Genomic DNA, 18,949 nt, shown 5'->3' with positions numbered 1-18,949 from the left:
GGGATCCGAGGGGCCACCGACCGGGACGCCGGTCACGGACACCACGGGCCACGAGACCACGGGCCACCGCCTACGGGCCCCGGGACGGTCACCGGGACCGGTCACAGGACCGGTCAGCGGGAACCGTACGAGGCCCGGCCTCAGGCCCCCGACGGCGCCAGTCGCCCCGGCCCGCGAGTGCGGTCGCCGGGCCGGGGCGACCGGCCGCCACCCCGAACCGTCCGCCCGCCGGGCACCGGCCCCGCCCCCGGCGGGCGGACCACCGCCGCCGTCCGGCGGACGGGCGGAGCCACGGCCCCGCCCTCCGGCAGCCGGATCCGCGACAGCCGGACCCCGGGGGCCGGACGCCCGACCCGACCGCCCCGGCGGCCGGGCCGCAGGCCGTCCGGCCGCCGGCCACCCGTCCGTCCGCCGGTCCCGCCGACGTACCGCCCGATCGCCAGAGCACCTGAGCACCTGAGCACCCGTCCGTCCACCGGGGCCACGCCCCTCGTCCGGTCCGTCCGCTCACCGGGACCGGCCCGTCCGTTCGCTCACCGGGGCCACGGGTCCGTCCCGTCCGGCCACCGAGCCGCGCGGGCGGTCACGCGGCCACCCGACCGCACCGCACCACCACCGACCGCCCGCCCGCCGCTCCCGACCTCCCTGTTCGCTCCAGATCCAGAGAGACTCGCCGTGAACTCTTCGCAGGAATCCGACCTCGACCGTCGGCTCGCCCGGGAACCCATCGCCATCGTCGGCCTCTCCGCGCTCTTCCCCAAGTCCAGCAATCTGCGGGAGTTCTGGTCGAACGTCGTCTCGGCCGCCGACTGCATCGACGACGTGCCCGCCGACCACTGGGACGTCGACGAGCACTACGACCCGGACCCGACCGTGCCGGACAAGACGTACGCCCGGCGCGGCGGCTTCATCCCGGACACACCGTTCAACCCGCTGGAGTTCGGGCTGCCGCCCAACACGCTGGAGGTCACCGACGTCCTCCAGCTGCTCAGCCTGGTGGTCGCCCGCGACCTGCTGAAGGACGCCGGAGCCGACCAGGGCTGGTACGACAAGGCGCGCACCGGAGTCGTGCTCGGCATCACCGGCGCCAACCAGCTCACCCAGCCGCTCACCGCCCGCCTCCAGAGCGGGGTGCTCAAGGAGGTCGTGCGCAGCTGCGGCCTGTCCCAGCGGGACGCCGAGGAGATCGTCGCCAAGTTCCGCCTGGCGTACGCCCCGTGGGAGGAAAACTCCTTCCCCGGCATGCTCGGCAACGTCGTCGCCGGCCGCATCGCCAACCGGCTCGACCTCGGCGGCATCAACATGACGATCGACGCCGCCTGCGCCAGCTCCCTGGGCGCCGTCCGCTCCGCGGTCAGCGAACTGGTCGAGCGGCGCGCCGACACCATGCTCGTCGGCGGCTGCGACGCCGAGAACACGATCTTCATGTACCTGTGCTTCAGCAAGACCCCGGCGCTGTCGAAGTCCGGGAACATCCGCCCGTTCGACAAGAACGCCGACGGCACCCTCATCGGCGAGGGCATCGGCATGCTCGCGCTGCGCCGCCTCTCCGACGCCGAGCGCGACGGCAACAAGATCTACGCCGTGCTGCGCGGCATCGGCACCTCCAGCGACGGCCGCTTCAAGTCGATCTACGCCCCCCGCAAGGAGGGCCAGATGGTCGCGCTGCGCCGCGCCTACGAGGACGCCGACTGCTCGCCGTCCAGCATCGAGCTGTTCGAGGCGCACGGCACCGGCACCGCCGTCGGCGACGCCACCGAGCTGAGCGCGCTGTCCGCGGTCGTCTCCGAGTCCACCGAGGACCGCCGCTACGCGGCCCTGGGCAGCATCAAGTCGCAGATCGGGCACACCAAGGCGGCGGCCGGCGCGGCCGGCATGATCAAGCTGTCGCTCGCCCTGCACCACAAGGTGCTGCCGCCCACCATCAACGTGGACGAGCCCAACCCGGCCATCGACTTCACCTCGGGCCCGGTCTACGTCAACACCGAGGCCCGGCCCTGGATCCGCACCCCGGAGCGGCCCAAGCGCCGTGCCGCGCTCTCCTCGTTCGGCTTCGGCGGCACCAACTTCCACGTGGTCATGGAGGAGTACGGCGACGGCGACGACCTGCGCGTCTCCTACCCGGTCGCGGCCGTGCACCTGTGGCACGCGCCCGACACCGCACAGCTCACCGAGGCGCTGGCCTCCGGCACGCCCGCCACCGGCGGCCCGGCCCCCGAGGGCCACGCCCGCGTCGCGTTCGTCGCCCGCACCGCCGGAGAACTGGCCGACCTGCGCGCCCTCGCCCTCGATGAACTGCGCGCCCGCCCCGACGCCGACACCTGGTCCCACCCCAAGGGCGTGTACTTCCGCCGCTCGGCCGCCGCCCAGGGCAAGGTCGCCGCGCTCTTCGCCGGACAGGGCAGCCAGTACGTCAACCCCGGCCGGACCGCCGTGATGGCGCTGCCGCCGCTGCGCGCCGCCTTCGACGCCGCCAACCACCACTTCGAGGGCGCCGAGCCGCTGTCCCGCGTCGCCTTCCCGCCGCCCGCCTTCGGCGAGGAGGAGCGCGCCACGCAGGAGAGCGCGCTGCGGGCCACCGCGTACGCCCAGCCGGCCATCGGCGCGCTGTCCGCCGGGCAGTTCACCTACCTCAGCGAACTCGGCTTCCGCGCCGAGGGCTTCCTCGGCCACAGCTTCGGCGAGCTGACCGCGCTGTGGGCCGCGGGCGCCCTCACCGACGAGGCGTTCCACGCGCTGGCCCGCGCCCGCGGCAGGGCGATGGCCCCGCCCGCCGACGCCGGCACCGGTGCCGACACCGGCGCCATGGCCGCCCTGTCCGTCTCCGAGGCGCAGGTCACCGAACTCATCGCCGGACGCGACGGCGTGGTGGTCTGCAACCGCAACGCCCCGGACCAGATCGTCGTCGGCGGCCCCACCGCCGAGATCGACCGCCTCGTCGCCGACGCCCGCGACGCCGGACTGCGTGCCAGCAGGCTGCCCGTCTCCGCCGCCTTCCACACCCCCTTCGTCGGCCACGCCCTGGACGCCTTCCGCGCCGACCTGGAGCGCTACGAGGTGACCGCGCCCGAGGGCACGGTCCTCGCCGACACCGCGGGCGCCGCGTACGGCGACGACATCGCCGCCAACCGCGCGGTCCTCGCCGAACAGCTCATCAACCCGGTGGACTTCGCCACCCGCGTCGAGGAGCTGTACGAGGCCGGGCACCGGGTGTTCGTGGAGTTCGGGCCCAAGAACGTGCTCACCCAGCTCGTACGGCGCATCCTCGGCGACCGCGAGCACACCGCCATCGCCCTGGACGCCGGACCCGGCCGCGACGCGGACGTCGCCCTCAAGCAGGCCGTCGCCCAGCTCGCCGTGCACGGACTGCCCCTCGCGACGGCCGACCGCTATGTCGAGCCGGTGGCCGAGCAGACTCCCGCCAAGGGCATGTCCATCCTGCTCAACGGCATCAACTACGTCTCGCCGGAGCGGAAGGCGAAGTACCGGGACGCCATCGAGAACGGCTACCGGATCGCCGTACCGACCCTGCCCGGCACCGCCGTGAACGGCACCGGCGGGACCGGCGGCACCGCTCGCGGCGACGGTGACGGCGGCGCGGGCCGCGGCGCCGCCGCCGGACCGGGCGCCGCCCCCGCGCACACCCCGGCCGCGCCCACCCGCCTGCCCGCCCCGGCGCCCGCGCCCGTCCCGGCCGCCGTGGCGTCCGCCGCGCCCGTCCCCGCCGGAGTGACCTCCTCCGCCGCGGTGGCCGTGCGCACGCCGGGCCAGGTGGCCCCGGCCGCCGCGTCCCTCGCCACCGCGCCCGCCCCGACCCCCGCTCCCGCCTCTGCTCCCACCGTCATGGAGACAGCTCCCGTGGACAGTGACCGCCTGGCCGATCTCGTGGCCGACCATCTCGCCCTGCACGACGACTATCTGAACAGCCAGTTGCAGAGCGCCGAGCGCCTGACCGGCCTCCTGGAGCGCGCCGCCGAACAGGGCCGGCTCGGACAGGTCCTGCCCGGGATCAACGCCGTCAAGGAGCACGGCCTCGACATCGGCCGCAGCCACCTGCGCGCCAACGAGATCCTGCGCGACCTGGCCGGCCTCGAGCTGGGCACCGCCGCCCCGGCCACGGCGCCCCGCCCGGTCCCGGCCCAGCCCGCCGCCCCGCGCGTCACCGCCGCCCAGCCGGCCCCGCAGCCCGCGCTGCCCAGCCCGGCCGCCGCCGTCGCGGCGCCCGCCCCGGCCCCGCAGGCCCTGGCCACCGCCCCGGCCGGCAGCCCGGCCCCCGCGCCCGCCGCCCGTCCGCTGCCCGCCGCCCCGGCCCCGGCCGCCGCACCTGCCCCGGCCCCCGCCGCACCCGTCGCGGACACCGCCGCGGTCGAGGCCGCGCTGCTGGACGTCGTCGGTCAGAAGACCGGTTACCCGGCGGACATGCTCGAACTGGACATGGATGTCGAGGCGGATCTGGGGATCGACTCGATCAAGCGGGTCGAGATCATGGGTGTGATGCAGGAGCGGTTCGGCGGCGGTGTCGCGGCCGGTCCGGAGCAGTTGGCCGAGCTGCGCACGCTGCGCGACATCGTCGACTTCATGGCCTCCTCGGCGGCCTCGGCTCCCGCCCCGCAGTCCCAGACCCCCGCCCCGGCCGCCGCCTCCGCACCGGCGGTGGACGCCGCCGCCGTGGAGGCCGCGCTGCTGGAGGTCGTCGGTCAGAAGACCGGTTACCCGGCGGACATGCTCGAACTGGACATGGATGTCGAGGCGGACTTGGGGATCGACTCGATCAAGCGGGTCGAGATCATGGGTGTGATGCAGGAGCGGTTCGGCGGCGGAGTGGCCGCCGGTCCGGAGCAGTTGGCCGAGCTGCGCACGCTGCGCGACATCGTGGAGTTCATGTCCTCCTCCGCGCCCGCCGCGTCCGCCCCGCAGGCGCCCGCCGCCGTGGCCCCGGCCGCCGTGTCCGCGCCGGTGGCCGACGCCGCCGCTGTGGAGGGTGCGCTGCTGGAGGTCGTGGGCCAGAAGACCGGTTATCCGGCGGACATGCTGGATCTCGACATGGATGTCGAGGCGGACCTGGGAATCGACTCGATCAAGCGGGTCGAGATCATGGGCGTCATGCAGGAGCGGTTCGGCAGCGGTGTCGCCGCCGGTCCCGAGCAGCTCGCCGAGCTGCGCACCCTGCGCCACATCGTCGACTTCATGTCCGGCGCCCAGAGCGGCACCACCACCCCGGAAGGGAGCGCCGCCCCCGCCCCTTTCGGCGGTGAGCCCGAGGCCACGGGCGGCCCACGCGGCGGCATCGGCCGCGCGCAGGCCGCACTCGTCGAACTGCCCGTGCCGGACCAGCTGGTCGGCGCCTACGCCAAAGGGTCCGGCGCGCTGATCGTCGACGACGGCTCCGAGCTGGCCCCCGCGGTCGCGGCCCGGCTGACCGAGTCCGGACGGCACGTGCACGTCCTGCGGCTGCCCGGCGTGCCGCAGCGCATCAGCGGCGTCAAGGACCACGCCCTGTCCGGCTGGGGCGTCACCGAACTCGCCGAGCGGATGGAGCTCGTCCTCGCCGACCGGATCAGCCTGGTCATCGACCTCTCCGCCGCCCACCACGACGAGTTCGCCGACGGCACCCGCCGCCTCGCGCACACCCTGCTCGTCGCCAAGCACGCGGTGGAGGCGCTGAACACCGCCGCCGACACGGGCCGCGCCGCCTTCGTCACCGCCACCCGCCTCGACGGCGCCTTCGGCCTCACCGGCGTCACCGAGGAGCACACCCCGGCCGCCGGTGTCGCCGGCCTCGTCAAGACGCTGGCCGTGGAGGCGCCGAAGCTGTTCTGCCGGGCCGTCGACCTGGCCCCGGAGCTCACCCCGGAGACCGGCGCCGCGCTGCTGCTGGCCGAGACGCAGGACGCCGCCGCCGGCCTCACCCAGGCCGGACACGACGGCACCCGCCGGGTCGGACTCGGCGTCGCCGAGGTGCCGCTGCCGCTGCACCCGCTCGCCGACATCCCGGAGGTCGGCCCCGAGGACCTGTTCGTCGTCACCGGCGGCGGACGCGGCATCACCGCCTCCTGCGTCACCGAGCTGGCCGCCCGGCACCGGCCCGGACTGCTCCTGCTCGGCCGCACCCCGCTGGAGGACGAGCCCGCCTGGGCCGAGGGCGTCGACGACGCCGGGCTCAAGGCCGCCGCCGCGGCCCAGCTGAAGGCGTCGGGCGAGAAGCCCACCCCCAAGCGCGTCGAGCAGCTCTTCCGCGCCGTCACCGGCGCCCGGGAGATCCGCCGGACCCTCGCCTCGATACGCGAGGCCGGCAGCACCGCCGAGTACCTGGCCGTCGACATCACCGACGCCGCCGCCACCACCGCCGCCCTCGCCCCGTACAAGGAGCGCGTGACCGGCCTGGTGCACGGCGCCGGGGTCCTGGCCGACCAGCTCATCGCCAACAAGAAGGCCTCCGAGATCGAGCGGGTCTTCGCGCCGAAGCTGACCGGACTGCGCGGCGTCACCGCCGCCCTGGACACCGGACGGCTGCGCCACGTGCTGCTGTTCTCCTCGGTCGCCGGGTTCTTCGGCAACCGCGGCCAGTCCGACTACGCGATGGCCAACGAGACCCTGAACGCCTGGGCCTCCTCCTTCAAGCAGCGCCACCCCGCCGCCCGCGTCACCTCGCTGAACTGGGGCGCCTGGGACAGCGGCATGGTCTCCCCGGAGATCAAGGCGGTCTTCGAGGAGCGCGGCATCACCCTGATCCCGGTGGACACCGGAGTGAAGCTGTTCACCGAGCAGTTCGACGCCGCGCGCGCCGCCGACGTGGTGACGGTGCTCGGTCCGACGACCCCGCTGTCCGAGCCCGAGCGGCCCGCCGCCACCGGCCCGGTCACCGTCGAGCGCGGCCTGAGCACCCTCACCGCCGAGACCGTCGTCACCGACCACGTCATCGGCGACGCCCCTGTCCTGCCCGCCGTCGCCGCCCTGGGCTGGGCGATCGGCGCGGTCGAGCGCACCGCGGGCACCGAGGTCCGGCAGCTGCGGGACTTCTCCGTCCACAAGGGCATCGTCTTCGACGGCAGCCAGCCCGCCCGGCTCGCGCTGACCATGACGACGGCCGCGGACGGCGTCCAGGTCGACATCCGCTCCACGGACGCCAAGGGCGCCCCGCGTCCGCACTACGCGGCCGTGGCCGTCCCCGGCACCGCGCCCGCCCCGGCCACCGTCACCGGACTGCCCGCCCTCGGCGGCGGACGCGACGCGGCCGGTCTCTACACCGACGGCACCCTCTTCCACGGTCCGGCCCTGCGCGGGGTGCGCCGGGTGCTCGCCGAGGACTCCTCGCGGCTCGTCCTCGAATGCGCCCTGCCCGAACTGCGGCCCGAGGGCGGCGCGTTCGGCGGCACCCGGTTCGCGCCCGGCACCGCCGACCTGCTGCTCCAGGCCGGTCTGGTCTGGGTCCGGCTGGTCCAGGGCACCGCGTCCCTGCCGCTCGGCGTCGGCCGGGTCGACCTGCACCACCCGCTGCCCGACGGCGAGCCGTTCCTGATCGTGGTGGAGCCCGCCGCGGGCGGCACCTCCACCACCGCGTCGCTCACCATCACGGCCTGCGCACCCGACGGAACCGTACTGACCCGCTTCGACGGCGTCCGCGTGGTCTCGGCCCCGCAACTGGCGGCCAAGTTCATCCGCGGCTGACCTTCGCCCCGCCGCGGCGAAGCCGCACCACGCCACAGCCAGCGCAAGCGATCGGGCCGGCCCGGACGGAACCTCACCTTGCCGCCGTCCGGGCCGGCCGCCCGTCAGAAGGGACCCGAGAGCTCTCATGAGCAAGTACGCCATAGTCGGCCTCTCCTGCCTGTTCCCGGGAGCGGAGACGCCCGCCGAGTTCTGGCAGAACCTCCGCTCCGGCGCCGACAGCCGCCGCGAGGGAGGCGAGGAGGTCTTCGGCCAGCCGCCCGAGCCCCGCGACCTGGACCCCCAGCACGACATCTACTGCCGTCGCGGCGGCTTCGTCACCGACTTCGACTTCGACCCGCAGGGCTACCTGCTGGACGCCGAGCACCTCGCCGGACTCGACCGGATCTTCCACTGGTCCCTGCACGTGGCCCGGGAGGCGCTGCGCGACAGCGGACACGCCGGCCGGCCGGACATCCTGGCCCGCACCGGCCTCGTCCTCGGCAACTACTCCTTCCCCACCCCGACGTCCGCCCAGGTCAGCGTGCCCCTCGTCCAGGAGGCCGTGCTGGAGGGGCTGCGCCGGGCCGGGCATCCGGCGCTCGGCGCGCTCGCCCGCGCCGAGGACCGCATCGACCGGGAGCGACTGCACCCCGAGGACCTGAGCGTCAGCGGCTCCCCGGCCGGGGTCGCCGCCGCCGCGCTCGGCCTCGGCGGTCCCCGCTACGCCCTCGACGCGGCCTGCTCCTCCGCGCTGTACGCGCTCAAGCTGGCCTGCGACCACCTCGCCGCCGGGCAGGCCGACGTCGTCCTCGCGGGCGGTGTCTGCGCCCCCGACCCCACCCTCATCCACCTCTCCTTCGGCGACCTCAACGCCTATCCGCGCGACGGCTTCAGCCAGCCCTTCGACGCCCGCTCCGGCGGCATCCTCACCGGGCAGGGCGCCGGCATGGTCGTCGTGCGGCGGCTGGAGGACGCGCTGCGCGACGGCGACCGCATCCACGCCGTGGTCGACGGCATCGGCCTGACCAACGACGGCAGCGGCCGCCATCTGCTCGTCCCGCAGGGCGCCGGGCAGCTCGGCTCCTACCGGCTCGCCTACGAGCAGGCCGGCATCGACCCCACCACCATCGACTACCTGGAGTGCCACGCCACGGGCACCCCCATCGGGGACGCCACCGAGGCCCAGTCCGTCGCCGACTTCTTCGGCACGGCGGGCCGGGTCCCGCTGATCGGGTCCGTGAAGGGCAACATCGGCCATCTGCTGACCGTCGCCGGGCTCAGCAGCATGCTGAAGGTCGTCCTCGCCATGGGCGAGGGGCACATCCCGCCGACCATCGGCGTCGAGCAGCCCGTCCGCTCCAAGGACGGCCGGGTCGGCGAGGACGCCCTCGTCCGCACCGGCCGCGCCTGGCCCGAGGGCACCGGGCCGCGCCGGGCGGCGGTCTCCGCCTTCGGCTTCGGCGGCACCAACGCGCACGTCGTCCTCTCCCAGGCAGACCCGGCCGCCGTCGCCGACAGCACCGCCGTCGCCGACAGCACCGCCACCGCGCCGCCCGCCGAGACGCCCGTGCCCGCGCTCGACATCGCCGGACTCGGCGCGCACTTCGGCTCGTTCGACTCCGTCGACGCCTTCGAACGCGCCGTGCACTCCGGCCGCGACGCCCTGGGCCCGCTGCCCGAGCGGCGCTGGCGCGGCCTCGACCAGACCCGCGGCGGCTCCCTCGAACACGGCGCGGGCGTCTCCCCGGACGCGCTGCCGCACGGCGCGTTCGTCGACGGCCTCGGCATCGACCCGATGGACCTGCGGATCCCGCCCGCCGACCTGCGCACCTACAACCTCCAGCACGCCCTGGCCATCAAGGTCGCCGACGAGGCGCTGCACGACGCCGGTTACAGCCGCGCCGTGCCCAAGGGCGAGTCCGCGCCCGCCCCGCGCCGCATCGCGGTCGTCGTCGGCATGGAGACCGAGCCCACCACCCATCTGCGGATCACCCGCTACGGCCTGGGCACCTTCGTACGCGAGGAGTTCGCCCGCGCCGGCATCGAGGTCGACGAGGCGGAACTCGCCCGGCTGACCGCGGCGGGCCGGGACGCGGTGGTCGACCCGATCGTCGCCAACGAGGTGCTCAGCTACATCGGCAACGTCATGGCGAGCCGCATCTCCTCGCTGTGGAACCTGACCGGCCCCTCCTTCACCGTCTCCTCCGACGGCTCGGCCACCGCCGAGGCCCTCCAGGTCGCCCGGCTGCTGCTGCTCGACCCGGGCATCGAAGCCGTCCTGGTCGGCGCCGTGGACCTGGCGGGCTCCGCCGAGAACCTGCTGCTGCGGCCCGACGTGGTCGCCGAGGCCGGGCTCACCTTCAACGAGGGCGCGGCCGGCCGCCGCATCGGCGAGGGCGCCGGGGCGCTCGTCGTCACCCGGCCCGGCGAGGCCGCCGCACCCGTGTACGCCCGCATCGACGCGGTCGCCGTACGGCACGCGCCGCCCGTGGACGGCCGGGTGCCCGAGGCCGACGCCGACACCTACGCGGCGGCGGCCGAGGCTGCCCTCACCGAGGCCGGCGTCACCGCCGACGACATCGGCTACATCGAGGCCCACGCGGGCGGCACCCCGGACCAGGACCGCGCCGAGATCGCCGCGCTGGCCCGGGTGTTCCCGGCCGCCGACGCCCCCGACGCGCCCACGGGCCCGGTCGGCCGCACCGGCCGGGTCGCGCTCGGCAGCGCCAAGGCGCAGATCGGCGACACCGGCTGCGCGGCGACCATGGCCGGACTCATCCGCACCGTGCTCTGCCTGCACCACGGCTATGTGCCCGGCACCAGCGGCTGGCGCCGCCCGGCCGCCGCGCTCGCCGACGACTTCGCCGCCTCCGCGCTCTACGTCCCCGACGCCTCCCGCCCCTGGCTGCGGCGCACGGCCGGATCGCGCCGGTACGCGGCCGTCGGCTTCATCGGCGCGTCCGGCGCCCACGGGCACCTCACGCTCTCCGCCGAGGCCACCCGGGGCGCGCTGGTGCCGGGCGACTGGCAGCGGGCCGGCGGCCCCGTCGTCCTGCCGCTGTCCGCCGACACCTTCGACGGACTGCTCACCGCCGTGGAGCGGCACCGCGAGCTGCTGGACGCGGGCTCCGACCCGTACGCCCTGGCCCGCGACGCGGCCCGGGAGCTGACCGGCCGCACCGTGCGGGCCGTGCTCGTCGGCCGCGACCGCGCCGAACTGGGCGCCCAGCTCGCCCTGGCCGCCCGGGACCTGCCCGCCGTGCACGCCTCGGGCGGCGAGTGGACCACCCCGGCGGGCAGCTGCTTCGCCGCCCGCCCGATCGGCCCCGAGGGCAAGGTCGCCCTGGTCTACCCGGGCGCCTTCAACTCCTACCCGGGCCTCGGCCAGGACCTGTTCCGGGCCTTCCCCGGGCTGCTCGAACGCTTCGAGTCCCAGGCCGACGCGCCCGAACGCCATCTGCGGGCCGCCGCGCTCCACCCGCGCGGCCAGGCCGCCCCGGGCCGCCGGGAGCTGATGGCCCTGGAGGCCGGACTCGGCGAGGACATCCCGTTCATGCTGGCCACCGGCACCAGCTTCGCGATCCTCTACACCGACCTGGTGCGCGACGTCCTCGGCATCACCGCGCACGGCGGCTTCGGCTACAGCCTGGGCGAGTCCAGCATGCTGTTCGCCACCGGCGGCTGGCGGCCCGAGGGCCGCGACGACGCGCTGATCAGCAACACCCCCATCTTCAAGGACCGGCTGTGCGGACCGCGCCGCACGGTCCGCGAGGCATGGGCACTGCCCGAGGACACCCCGGACGCCCAGGTGTGGGCGAGCCACGTCCTGCTCACCGACGCCGACACCGTACGGGCCGCGCTGCCCCGCTACGACCGGGTGCACCTCACCCATGTCAACACGCCCGCCGAACTGGTCGTCGCCGGAGACCCGGCCCAGTGCCGCGCCCTCATCGAGGAACTGGGCTGCCCGGCCGCGCGCTCGCCCGTCAACGCGGTCATGCACTGCCCTGTGGTGGACGCCGAGTCCGAGGGCCTGGCCGGGCTCAACGACTACCCGACCGGTTCCCTCGGCGACCTCGAACTGCTCAGCGCCTACGACTACGAGGCGCTGCCCGCCCTGGACCGCGCGGAGATCGCCCGCCGGATCGCGCACACCCTGCGCTCCCCGATCGACTTCCCGCGCCTGGTGCGCGGCGCCCACGACCGCGGCTTCCGGTACTTCCTGGAGGTCGGGCCGAGCGCCACCTGCTCGCGCTGGGTCCGCGAGACCCTGGGCGAGTCGGAGCACGTCGCGGTGCCGGTCGACCGGCGCGGGGTCGCCGCCACCAAGTCCATCGCCCAGCTCGCCGCCCGGCTCACCGCCCACGGCCTGGACCTCGACCTGGCCGCGCTGCTCGGCCCGGCCGCCGAACGCGTCCCGGCCCGGCCGGCCCGCCCCGCCCGGTTCCGGGTCGGCGGCGCGGACCCGGCCCCGGCCCGGATCGCCCGCGAACTGGCCGGTGCCGCCGCACCGCAGGTCCCGGCCGCGGTCGGCGCGACGACGGCCGTGCCCGGCGCGGTCTCCGTCACCTCCACGGCACCCCGCGCGGTCCCGGCGGCGGTCTCCGCCGGCCCGGCCCACGCGACGGCCCCGGCCGCTCCGGTGGGCTCGCTCACCGCTCCGGCACCCGCCGCGCACGCCGCCCCTCCGGCCGCCGCCGCTCCCGCCGCGAGCCTCGCGGGCACCGGCACCGCCGTACCGCCGTCCGCCCCGGCGCCCGCCCCGCGCCCGGCCGGAACGGGCCCGCGCGCCGGTGCCACACCCCCGTCGGCCGCCGGGTCCGCCCCGCACGCCGCGGCCGCCGTGCCGGCCCCCGCCCCCGACCCCGTCCAGCCCGTACCGCCGGAGGACTCAGCACTCATGCCCGCAGACCCGACCCTCGCCGACGCCGAGGTCATCGCCTTCGACGGCACCCCGGTCACGTACCTGCCCTGGGCACAGCACGCGCCCGGCGGCACGTCCCCGGCCGCACCGCCGCAGCAGCAGCAGCCGTCCGCCCCGGCGCCGGCCGCGCCGCAGCGGCCCGTCGCCCCGGCCGCCCCCACCGCGTACCAGGAGGGCACGGCCTCGGCCGCCGTCGCCGCCGACCTCGTGCGCGAGATGCGCCGCCAGATGGTCGCCACCCACTCGGTGGTGATGGAGACCCAGCACATCCTCCAGTCGGCCACCCTCTCCCGGGTGGAGGCGTTCCTCGACGGGGACGCCGCGCGGCCTCAGGCTCCCCAGGTGACCGTCCGGCAGGAGGCCCCGGCCGCACCCGCCCCGGCGCCGCTGCCGGAACTGCCCGCCGCTCCGCCCGCGCCCGCCCCCGCGCAGGCCGGGTCCGCCCCCGCCGCCCCCGCCGAGCCCGTCCGGGAGGTCAAGGAAGGCGTCATCTGGGACGAGAAGGACCTGCTGGAGTTCGCGGTCGGCTCGGTCGCCAAGGTCTTCGGACCGGAGTTCGGCGTGATCGACGGCTACGGCAAGCGCGTCCGGCTGCCCGCACCGCCGTACCACTTCGTCAGCCGCGTCACCGCGATCGAGGGCACCACCGGCGAGTTCAAGCCCGCCACCATCACCACCGAGTACGACGTCCCCGAGGACGCCTGGTACGCGGTGGACGGCGGGGTCCCGCCGGCCGTCACCGTCGAGGCGGGCCAGTGCGACCTGCTGCTGGTCAGCTATCTCGGCATCGACTTCCGCAACAAGGGCGAGCGCGTCTACCGGCTGCTCGACAGCACCCTGATCTTCCGCGGCAACCTGCCCCGGGTGGGCCAGACCCTGCGCTACGACATCTCCATCGACCGCTTCGTCCACCAGGGCGACACCACCCTCTTCTTCTTCAGCTACAAGTGCTACGCGGACGGCGAGCTGATCCTCGAACTCCACGACGCCTGCGCCGGGTTCTTCAGCCAGGCCGAGCTGGACACCCCGCTCGGCGTGGTGATGACCGAGAAGGAGAAGGCCGCCCGCGCCGCCCTGCCGCGCGGCTACTTCAAGCCGCTCGCCTACACCGACAAGAACCACCTCACCCGCGAGGACCTGGACCTGCTCGCCCAGGGCAGGCCCGGGGACGTCTTCGGCCCCGACCACGCCCAGGACCCGGGGATCAACCCGGCGCTGCGGCTGCCCGACGAGAAGCTGCGCATGGTCGACGACGTCGTCATCGACCGCAAGGGCGGCCCGCGCGGACTCGGCACGCTCAGCGCGGTCAAGAAGCTCCAGCCCGACGCCTGGTACTTCACCTGCCACTTCCCGGACGACCATGTGCTGGCCGGTTCGCTGGTCGCCGAGGGCGCCGTCCAGCTCCTCCAGATCTACCTGCTCCACCAGGGCCTGCACCTCACCCTGCCCGACGCCCGCTTCCAGTGCGTCACGGACACCCCCATCGAGGTCCAGGTCCGCGGCCAGATCACCCAGGCCCACGAGGAGATCCGCTACGAGGTCGAGGTGATGGAGCTGACGCTGCTGCCGCGCGCCACCGTCATCGCCGACGTCCTGATCTACCTCGGCGACAAGCCGGTCATCCGGATGAAGAACCTCGGCCTCCAGGTCCGCGAGAAGGAGGGCTCGCCCTACCGCCCCGAGGCCGGCGGGTTCCCGGAGTTCCTCGGCCGCCGCAACCGCTCCGGCGAACCGGCGATGATCAACGAACTGCACCTGGCGCACGCCGCCAAGGGCCTGCTCGACATGGCGATGGGCCCCGAGTTCGAGGTCTACCGCGACAGCCGCGCCCCCTACATCCCCAACGGCGACTTCCAGTTCGTCGACCGCGTCATGTCCCTCAAGGGCACCCGCGGCGACCTCTCGCCCGGCGCGGAGATGGTCACCGAGTACGACTCCCCGGCCGACGCCTGGTACTACGAGCAGAACTCCCACCCGCACATGCCGAACGCCGTCTACATGGAGTCCTCCCTCCAGGCGGCGATCTTCCTCGGCTACTACCTCGGCGCCACCCTGAAGAACCCCGAGGAGCAGTACGCGATCCGCAACCTCGACGGCCGCGCCACCCTCGTCAAGGACATCGACCTGCGCGGCAAGACCATCAAGCACCACTCGAAGCTGCTGATGACCAGCGCCGTCCAGGGCGCGGTGCTCCAGAACTTCAGCTACGAGCTGTCCGCCGACGGCGAGGTCTTCTACACCGGCGAGTCGCTGTTCGGCTACTTCAACGCCGCCGCCCTCGCCAACCAGGTCGGCCTGGACAACGGCCAGTACGTGGCCCCCTGGATCGAGTCCGAGAAGCCGGCCGCCGACCGCGTCCGCCGCATCGAACTCCCCGAGGGCGCACCCGCGTTCACCGACCCCGACGGCGGCCACCTGCATCTGCCCGGCGAGAAGTTCGCCCTCGTCGACCGGGTCGACCTGGTCACCGACGGCGGCCGGCACGGCAAGGGCTATCTGCACGGAAAGCGGGCCGTCCGCCCCGACGAGTGGTACTTCGACTGCCACTTCCACCGCGACCCGGTGATGCCCGGCTCGCTCGGCGTCGAGGCCGTCCTCCAGGCGCTGCGGCTGTACGTGCTGGAGCAGAACCTCGCCGAGGGCTACGCCCGGCCCCGCTTCGCCATGGCCACCGGGGTCGAGACGTCCTGGAAGTACCGCGGCCAGATCCTGCGCCACGACAAGGAGCTCTTCTTCGACGTGCACGTCAAGGAGATCCGCCGCGAGGACGACCGCCTGCTGGTCATCGCCGACGCCGACCTGTGGAAGCCGGGCCTGCGCATCTACGAACTGACCGACGTGGCCATCGAGGTCCGCCCCACCGAGGGGTGACGCCGGGGCCCGCCGTTCGGACCCCGCCGCGGACGCGGGGTCCGGCGCGGCCGGCCGTCCGCGCGGCCGGCCGCCGGACCCCGCCCGCCCCCGCGGACACGGCGCCGCCGGGGCCCCGCCCCCCGATCCGAACGACAGGCCCCCGCCCGCACCCGCCGCTCAGCCAAGGAGCTTCGTTTCACGATGGACGTTCGCGACACCCCTCTCCGCTGGTACGGAGAGCGGTACCCCAGCACGGACCCCGCCGGGATCTACCACGTCCTGGCCGACCTGGAGCAGCCCTGCTTCATCGCCGTCACCCCCGAGGGCATCGGCGCGGTCTCCGGCGGTTTCGCCTCCGCCGAGGGTGAGGGACTGCCGCTGCTCGCCGCCGCCGAACCGCTGCCGCCCGAGCGCCTGGGCTCGGCCGCCTTCCGCACCGCCCACGGCGTCGCCCAGCCGTACATGGCCGGTGCCATGGCCGGTGGCATCGCCTCCGCCGACCTGGTGATCGCCCTGGCCCGCGAGGGCTTCCTCGCCTCCTTCGGCGCCGCCGGACTGCTGCCCGAGACCATCGAGCGCACCCTCGCCCGGTTCGCCGCCGAGATCCCCGGACTGCCCTACGCCGTCAACCTCATCCACAGCCCCAGCGAGGACCGGCTGGAGCGGGAGGCCGTGGAGCTGTTCCTGCGCCACGGGGTGCGCTGCGTGGAGGCGTCCGCGTACATGGACCTCACCCCGCACGTGGTCCGCTACCGGCTGGCCGGGCTGCGCCGCGGCCCGGACGGGCGGGTCGTCGCCGACAACCGGCTGATCGCCAAGATCTCCCGCTCCGAGACGGCCGAGCGCTTCATGCACCCGGCCCCGGCCACCCTGGTCAGCGCTCTGCTGGAGCAGGGCCTGATCACCGCCGAGCAGGCCGCGCTCGCCCACCACGTCCCGCTCGCCGACGACATCACCGTCGAGGCGGACTCCGGCGGCCACACCGACCGGCGCCCGCTGCCCGCGCTGCTGCCGACCATCCTGCGGCTGCGCGACAGCGTGCAGCGCGAGTTCCGCTACGCCGTGCCGGTACGGGTCGGCGCGGGCGGCGGCCTGGGCACCCCGGTCGCGGTCGCCGCCGCCTTCGCGATGGGCGCCGCCTATGTGGTGACCGGCTCCGTCAACCAGTCCTGCCTGGAGTCCGGCGCCTCCGCCAAGTCCAAGGAGATGCTGGCCGAGGCGGGCATCGCCGACTGCGAGATGGCCCCGGCCGCCGACATGTTCGAGATGGGCGTCGAACTCCAGGTCCTGAAGAAGGGCACGCTCTTCCCGATGCGGGCCAAGCGCCTGTACGAGCTGTACCAGAGCTGCGACAGCCTGGAGTCCATCCCGCCCGCCGACCGGGCCCGCCTGGAGCAGCAGATCTTCCGCCGCTCCCTGGAGGACGTCTGGCAGGAGTGCGTCAGCTACTTCACCCGCCGCGACCCCGAGCAGCTCGCCCGCGCCGCCGGCAGCCCCAAGCGCCGGATGGCCCTCGTCTTCCGCTGGTACCTGGGCATGTCCTCGCGCTGGGCGGTCACCGGCGACGAGGGCCGCGCCATGGACTACCAGGTGTGGTGCGGCCCGGCCATGGGCAGCTTCAACGACTGGGTCACCGGCAGCTATCTGAAGACCCCCGGCAACCGCCGTGTCGCCGACGTCGCCCACCACCTGATGCGCGGCGCCGCCTTCCACACCCGGCTCGCCCAGCTGCGCACCGCCGGGGTGCACATCCCCGCGACCGCCGCCGACTACCGGCCCGTCCCGCTGGAGACGCCCGCCCACGGCTCCTCGGTGGGGCTGCGATGAGCACACTCACCCCCGAGGAGCTGGAGGAACGCCTCGGCGATCCGGCCGACGACAGCAACCCGTACGGCTTCGCCGCCGCCGTCGCCCGCGACGAGCGCGACGAGTTCCCCGAGGAGCTCTGCGCGGAGCTGGTGCGCGCCGGGTTCCACCGCAACTACCTGCCCAAGGAGTGGGGCGGCGCCTTCGAGTCCTTCGACCGCAGCCTCACCCTGGTGCGCTCCGCCGCCCGCCGGGACGTCAACGTCATGCCCGGCACGATGTTCAGCATCATCGCCGCGACCTGTCTGCAACTGCACGGCAGCGTCGAGCAGCAGCAGCGGGCCGCGGAGATCCTGCGCTCCGGCGGCGCCGTCGCCTTCGCGCTCACCGAGGCCGCGCACGGCAGCGAACTGCTCACCAACGAGGTGCGGCTCACCCCCGAGTCCACCCTCACCGGCGAGAAGTGGCTGGTCGGCCTCGGCCTGCGCGGCGAGGCGGTCTACGTCGTCGCCCGCACCGGCGAACGCGGCCCCGGCGCCTTCTCCGCCGTGCTGCTGGAGACCGACCGGATCCCCGAGGGCCGCCTGGAGCGGGTGCCCGCGCCGCGCACCGGCGGCATGCGCGGCATCGACCTGGCCACCCTGCGTTTCCACGACACGCCCGTGCCCGAGGACGCGCTCGTCGGCCGGCGCGGCGAGGCCCTGGAGGTGGCGGTCAAGGCACAGCAGGCGGTCCGGCTGATGAGCATGGCCGGCAGCCTCGGCATCGCCGACACCGCCGTCCGTATCGCCCTCGACTTCGCCACCGGCCGCCGCACCGGACGCACCGAGCTGGTCGCATCCCCATGGTCCAGGCGGGAGTTGTCGGTCGCCGCGGCCGCGCTGCTGGCCGCCGACGCGGTCGCGCTGAGCGCGGCCCGCGGGGTGCACGTGGTACCCGAGGCGTTCAGCGTGTGGGCGCTGTCCGCCAAGCACGTCGTCGCCGAGGCCACCGACGACCTGATCCGCCGCTCGGGCACCGTGCTCGCCACCCGCTCCGTGCTGCGCGAGGGCGCGCCCGGCGCCGGGCTCTTCCAGAAGCTCCAGCGGGACTCCCAGGTGGTCCGGGTGATCGACGCGAGCACCCTGGCCAACCTCCGTTCCTACGCGGGCCAGTTGCCCACCCTGACCGAGGGCACCGCCCCCGCCGACGAGGACGCGGTGCACAGCGTCTTCTCCCTGGACGCGCCGCTGCCGCCGTACGAACCGGCCCGGCTCGACATGTTCGCGCGCGGTCAGGACCCGGTCCTGGCCGGGCTGCCGGACACCGCCGACGCACTGCCCGACGGCCTCGGCGAGGCGGCCCGGCCGGCCGCGCGCCTGGTGGCGGCGGTCGCGGACCTCGGCGAGCTGGTCCGGGCCGCGCAGCGCCCCGGCGCCGATCCGAACGCGCTCGTGGACGCCGCCGAACGCTACGCCTGGCTGCACGCCGCCGCCTGCTGCCTGCACCTGTGGCAGGCGAACCGCGACCGCTCCCTGTACGGCGCCGAGCCCGGCGCCACCGGCTGGCTGGGCGCCGCCCTGGCCTACCTCCTCGCCCGCGCCGAGGGCACCGACCCGCGCCGCGACGCGGCCCTGCTGGCGCCCGCCCTGGACGCCGTCCGCGCCCTGCACACCGGCGACCGGCTGTTCACCGCCCTGCCCGTCCGGCTGGCCACCCCCCGTAAGGAGCCCTGAG

At 75.0% G+C, this 18,949-nt stretch carries 4 protein-coding genes; all 4 read left to right on the top strand.

What is annotated here, in order from left to right:
• Window positions 1-675: 675 nt before the first annotated feature.
• The gene (locus B086_RS0101400; protein WP_018564632.1) at window positions 676-7,668 is read left to right on the top strand and encodes a type I polyketide synthase; all 6,993 of its coding nucleotides are present in this window, start codon (window positions 676-678) and stop codon (window positions 7,666-7,668) included.
• A 127-nt stretch (window positions 7,669-7,795) separates the two neighbouring features.
• Window positions 7,796-15,445, top strand: coding sequence for a beta-ketoacyl synthase N-terminal-like domain-containing protein (locus B086_RS0101395; protein WP_018564631.1), 7,650 nt, complete (start codon window positions 7,796-7,798; stop codon window positions 15,443-15,445).
• A gap of 183 nt (window positions 15,446-15,628) precedes the next feature.
• Window positions 15,629-17,254, top strand: coding sequence for a PfaD family polyunsaturated fatty acid/polyketide biosynthesis protein (locus tag B086_RS0101390; protein ID WP_018564630.1), 1,626 nt, complete (start codon window positions 15,629-15,631; stop codon window positions 17,252-17,254).
• On the top strand, window positions 17,251-18,948 hold the full coding sequence (locus B086_RS0101385) for an acyl-CoA dehydrogenase family protein (protein WP_018564629.1): 1,698 nt from the start codon (window positions 17,251-17,253) through the stop codon (window positions 18,946-18,948). Before B086_RS0101390 ends, B086_RS0101385 begins: the two co-directional genes overlap by 4 nt.
• Window position 18,949: the final 1 nt, after the last annotated feature.

The sequence above is a fragment of the Streptomyces sp. PsTaAH-124 genome, from assembly GCF_000373685.1.
Taxonomy (GTDB): domain Bacteria; phylum Actinomycetota; class Actinomycetes; order Streptomycetales; family Streptomycetaceae; genus Streptomyces; species Streptomyces andamanensis.
The sequence above is the reverse complement of the archived record's forward strand: the minus strand, read 5'-3'. Positions and strand labels throughout refer to the sequence as shown.

Excerpts from the sequence above, each read along its gene's own strand:
- B086_RS0101395 (WP_018564631.1), top strand. The coding sequence starts at position 7,796 with ATGAGCAAGTACGCCATAGTCGGCCTCTCCTGCCTGTTCCCGGGAGCG.
- B086_RS0101390 (WP_018564630.1), top strand. The coding sequence starts at position 15,629 with ATGGACGTTCGCGACACCCCTCTCCGCTGGTACGGAGAGCGGTACCCC.
- B086_RS0101385 (WP_018564629.1), top strand. The coding sequence starts at position 17,251 with ATGAGCACACTCACCCCCGAGGAGCTGGAGGAACGCCTCGGCGATCCG.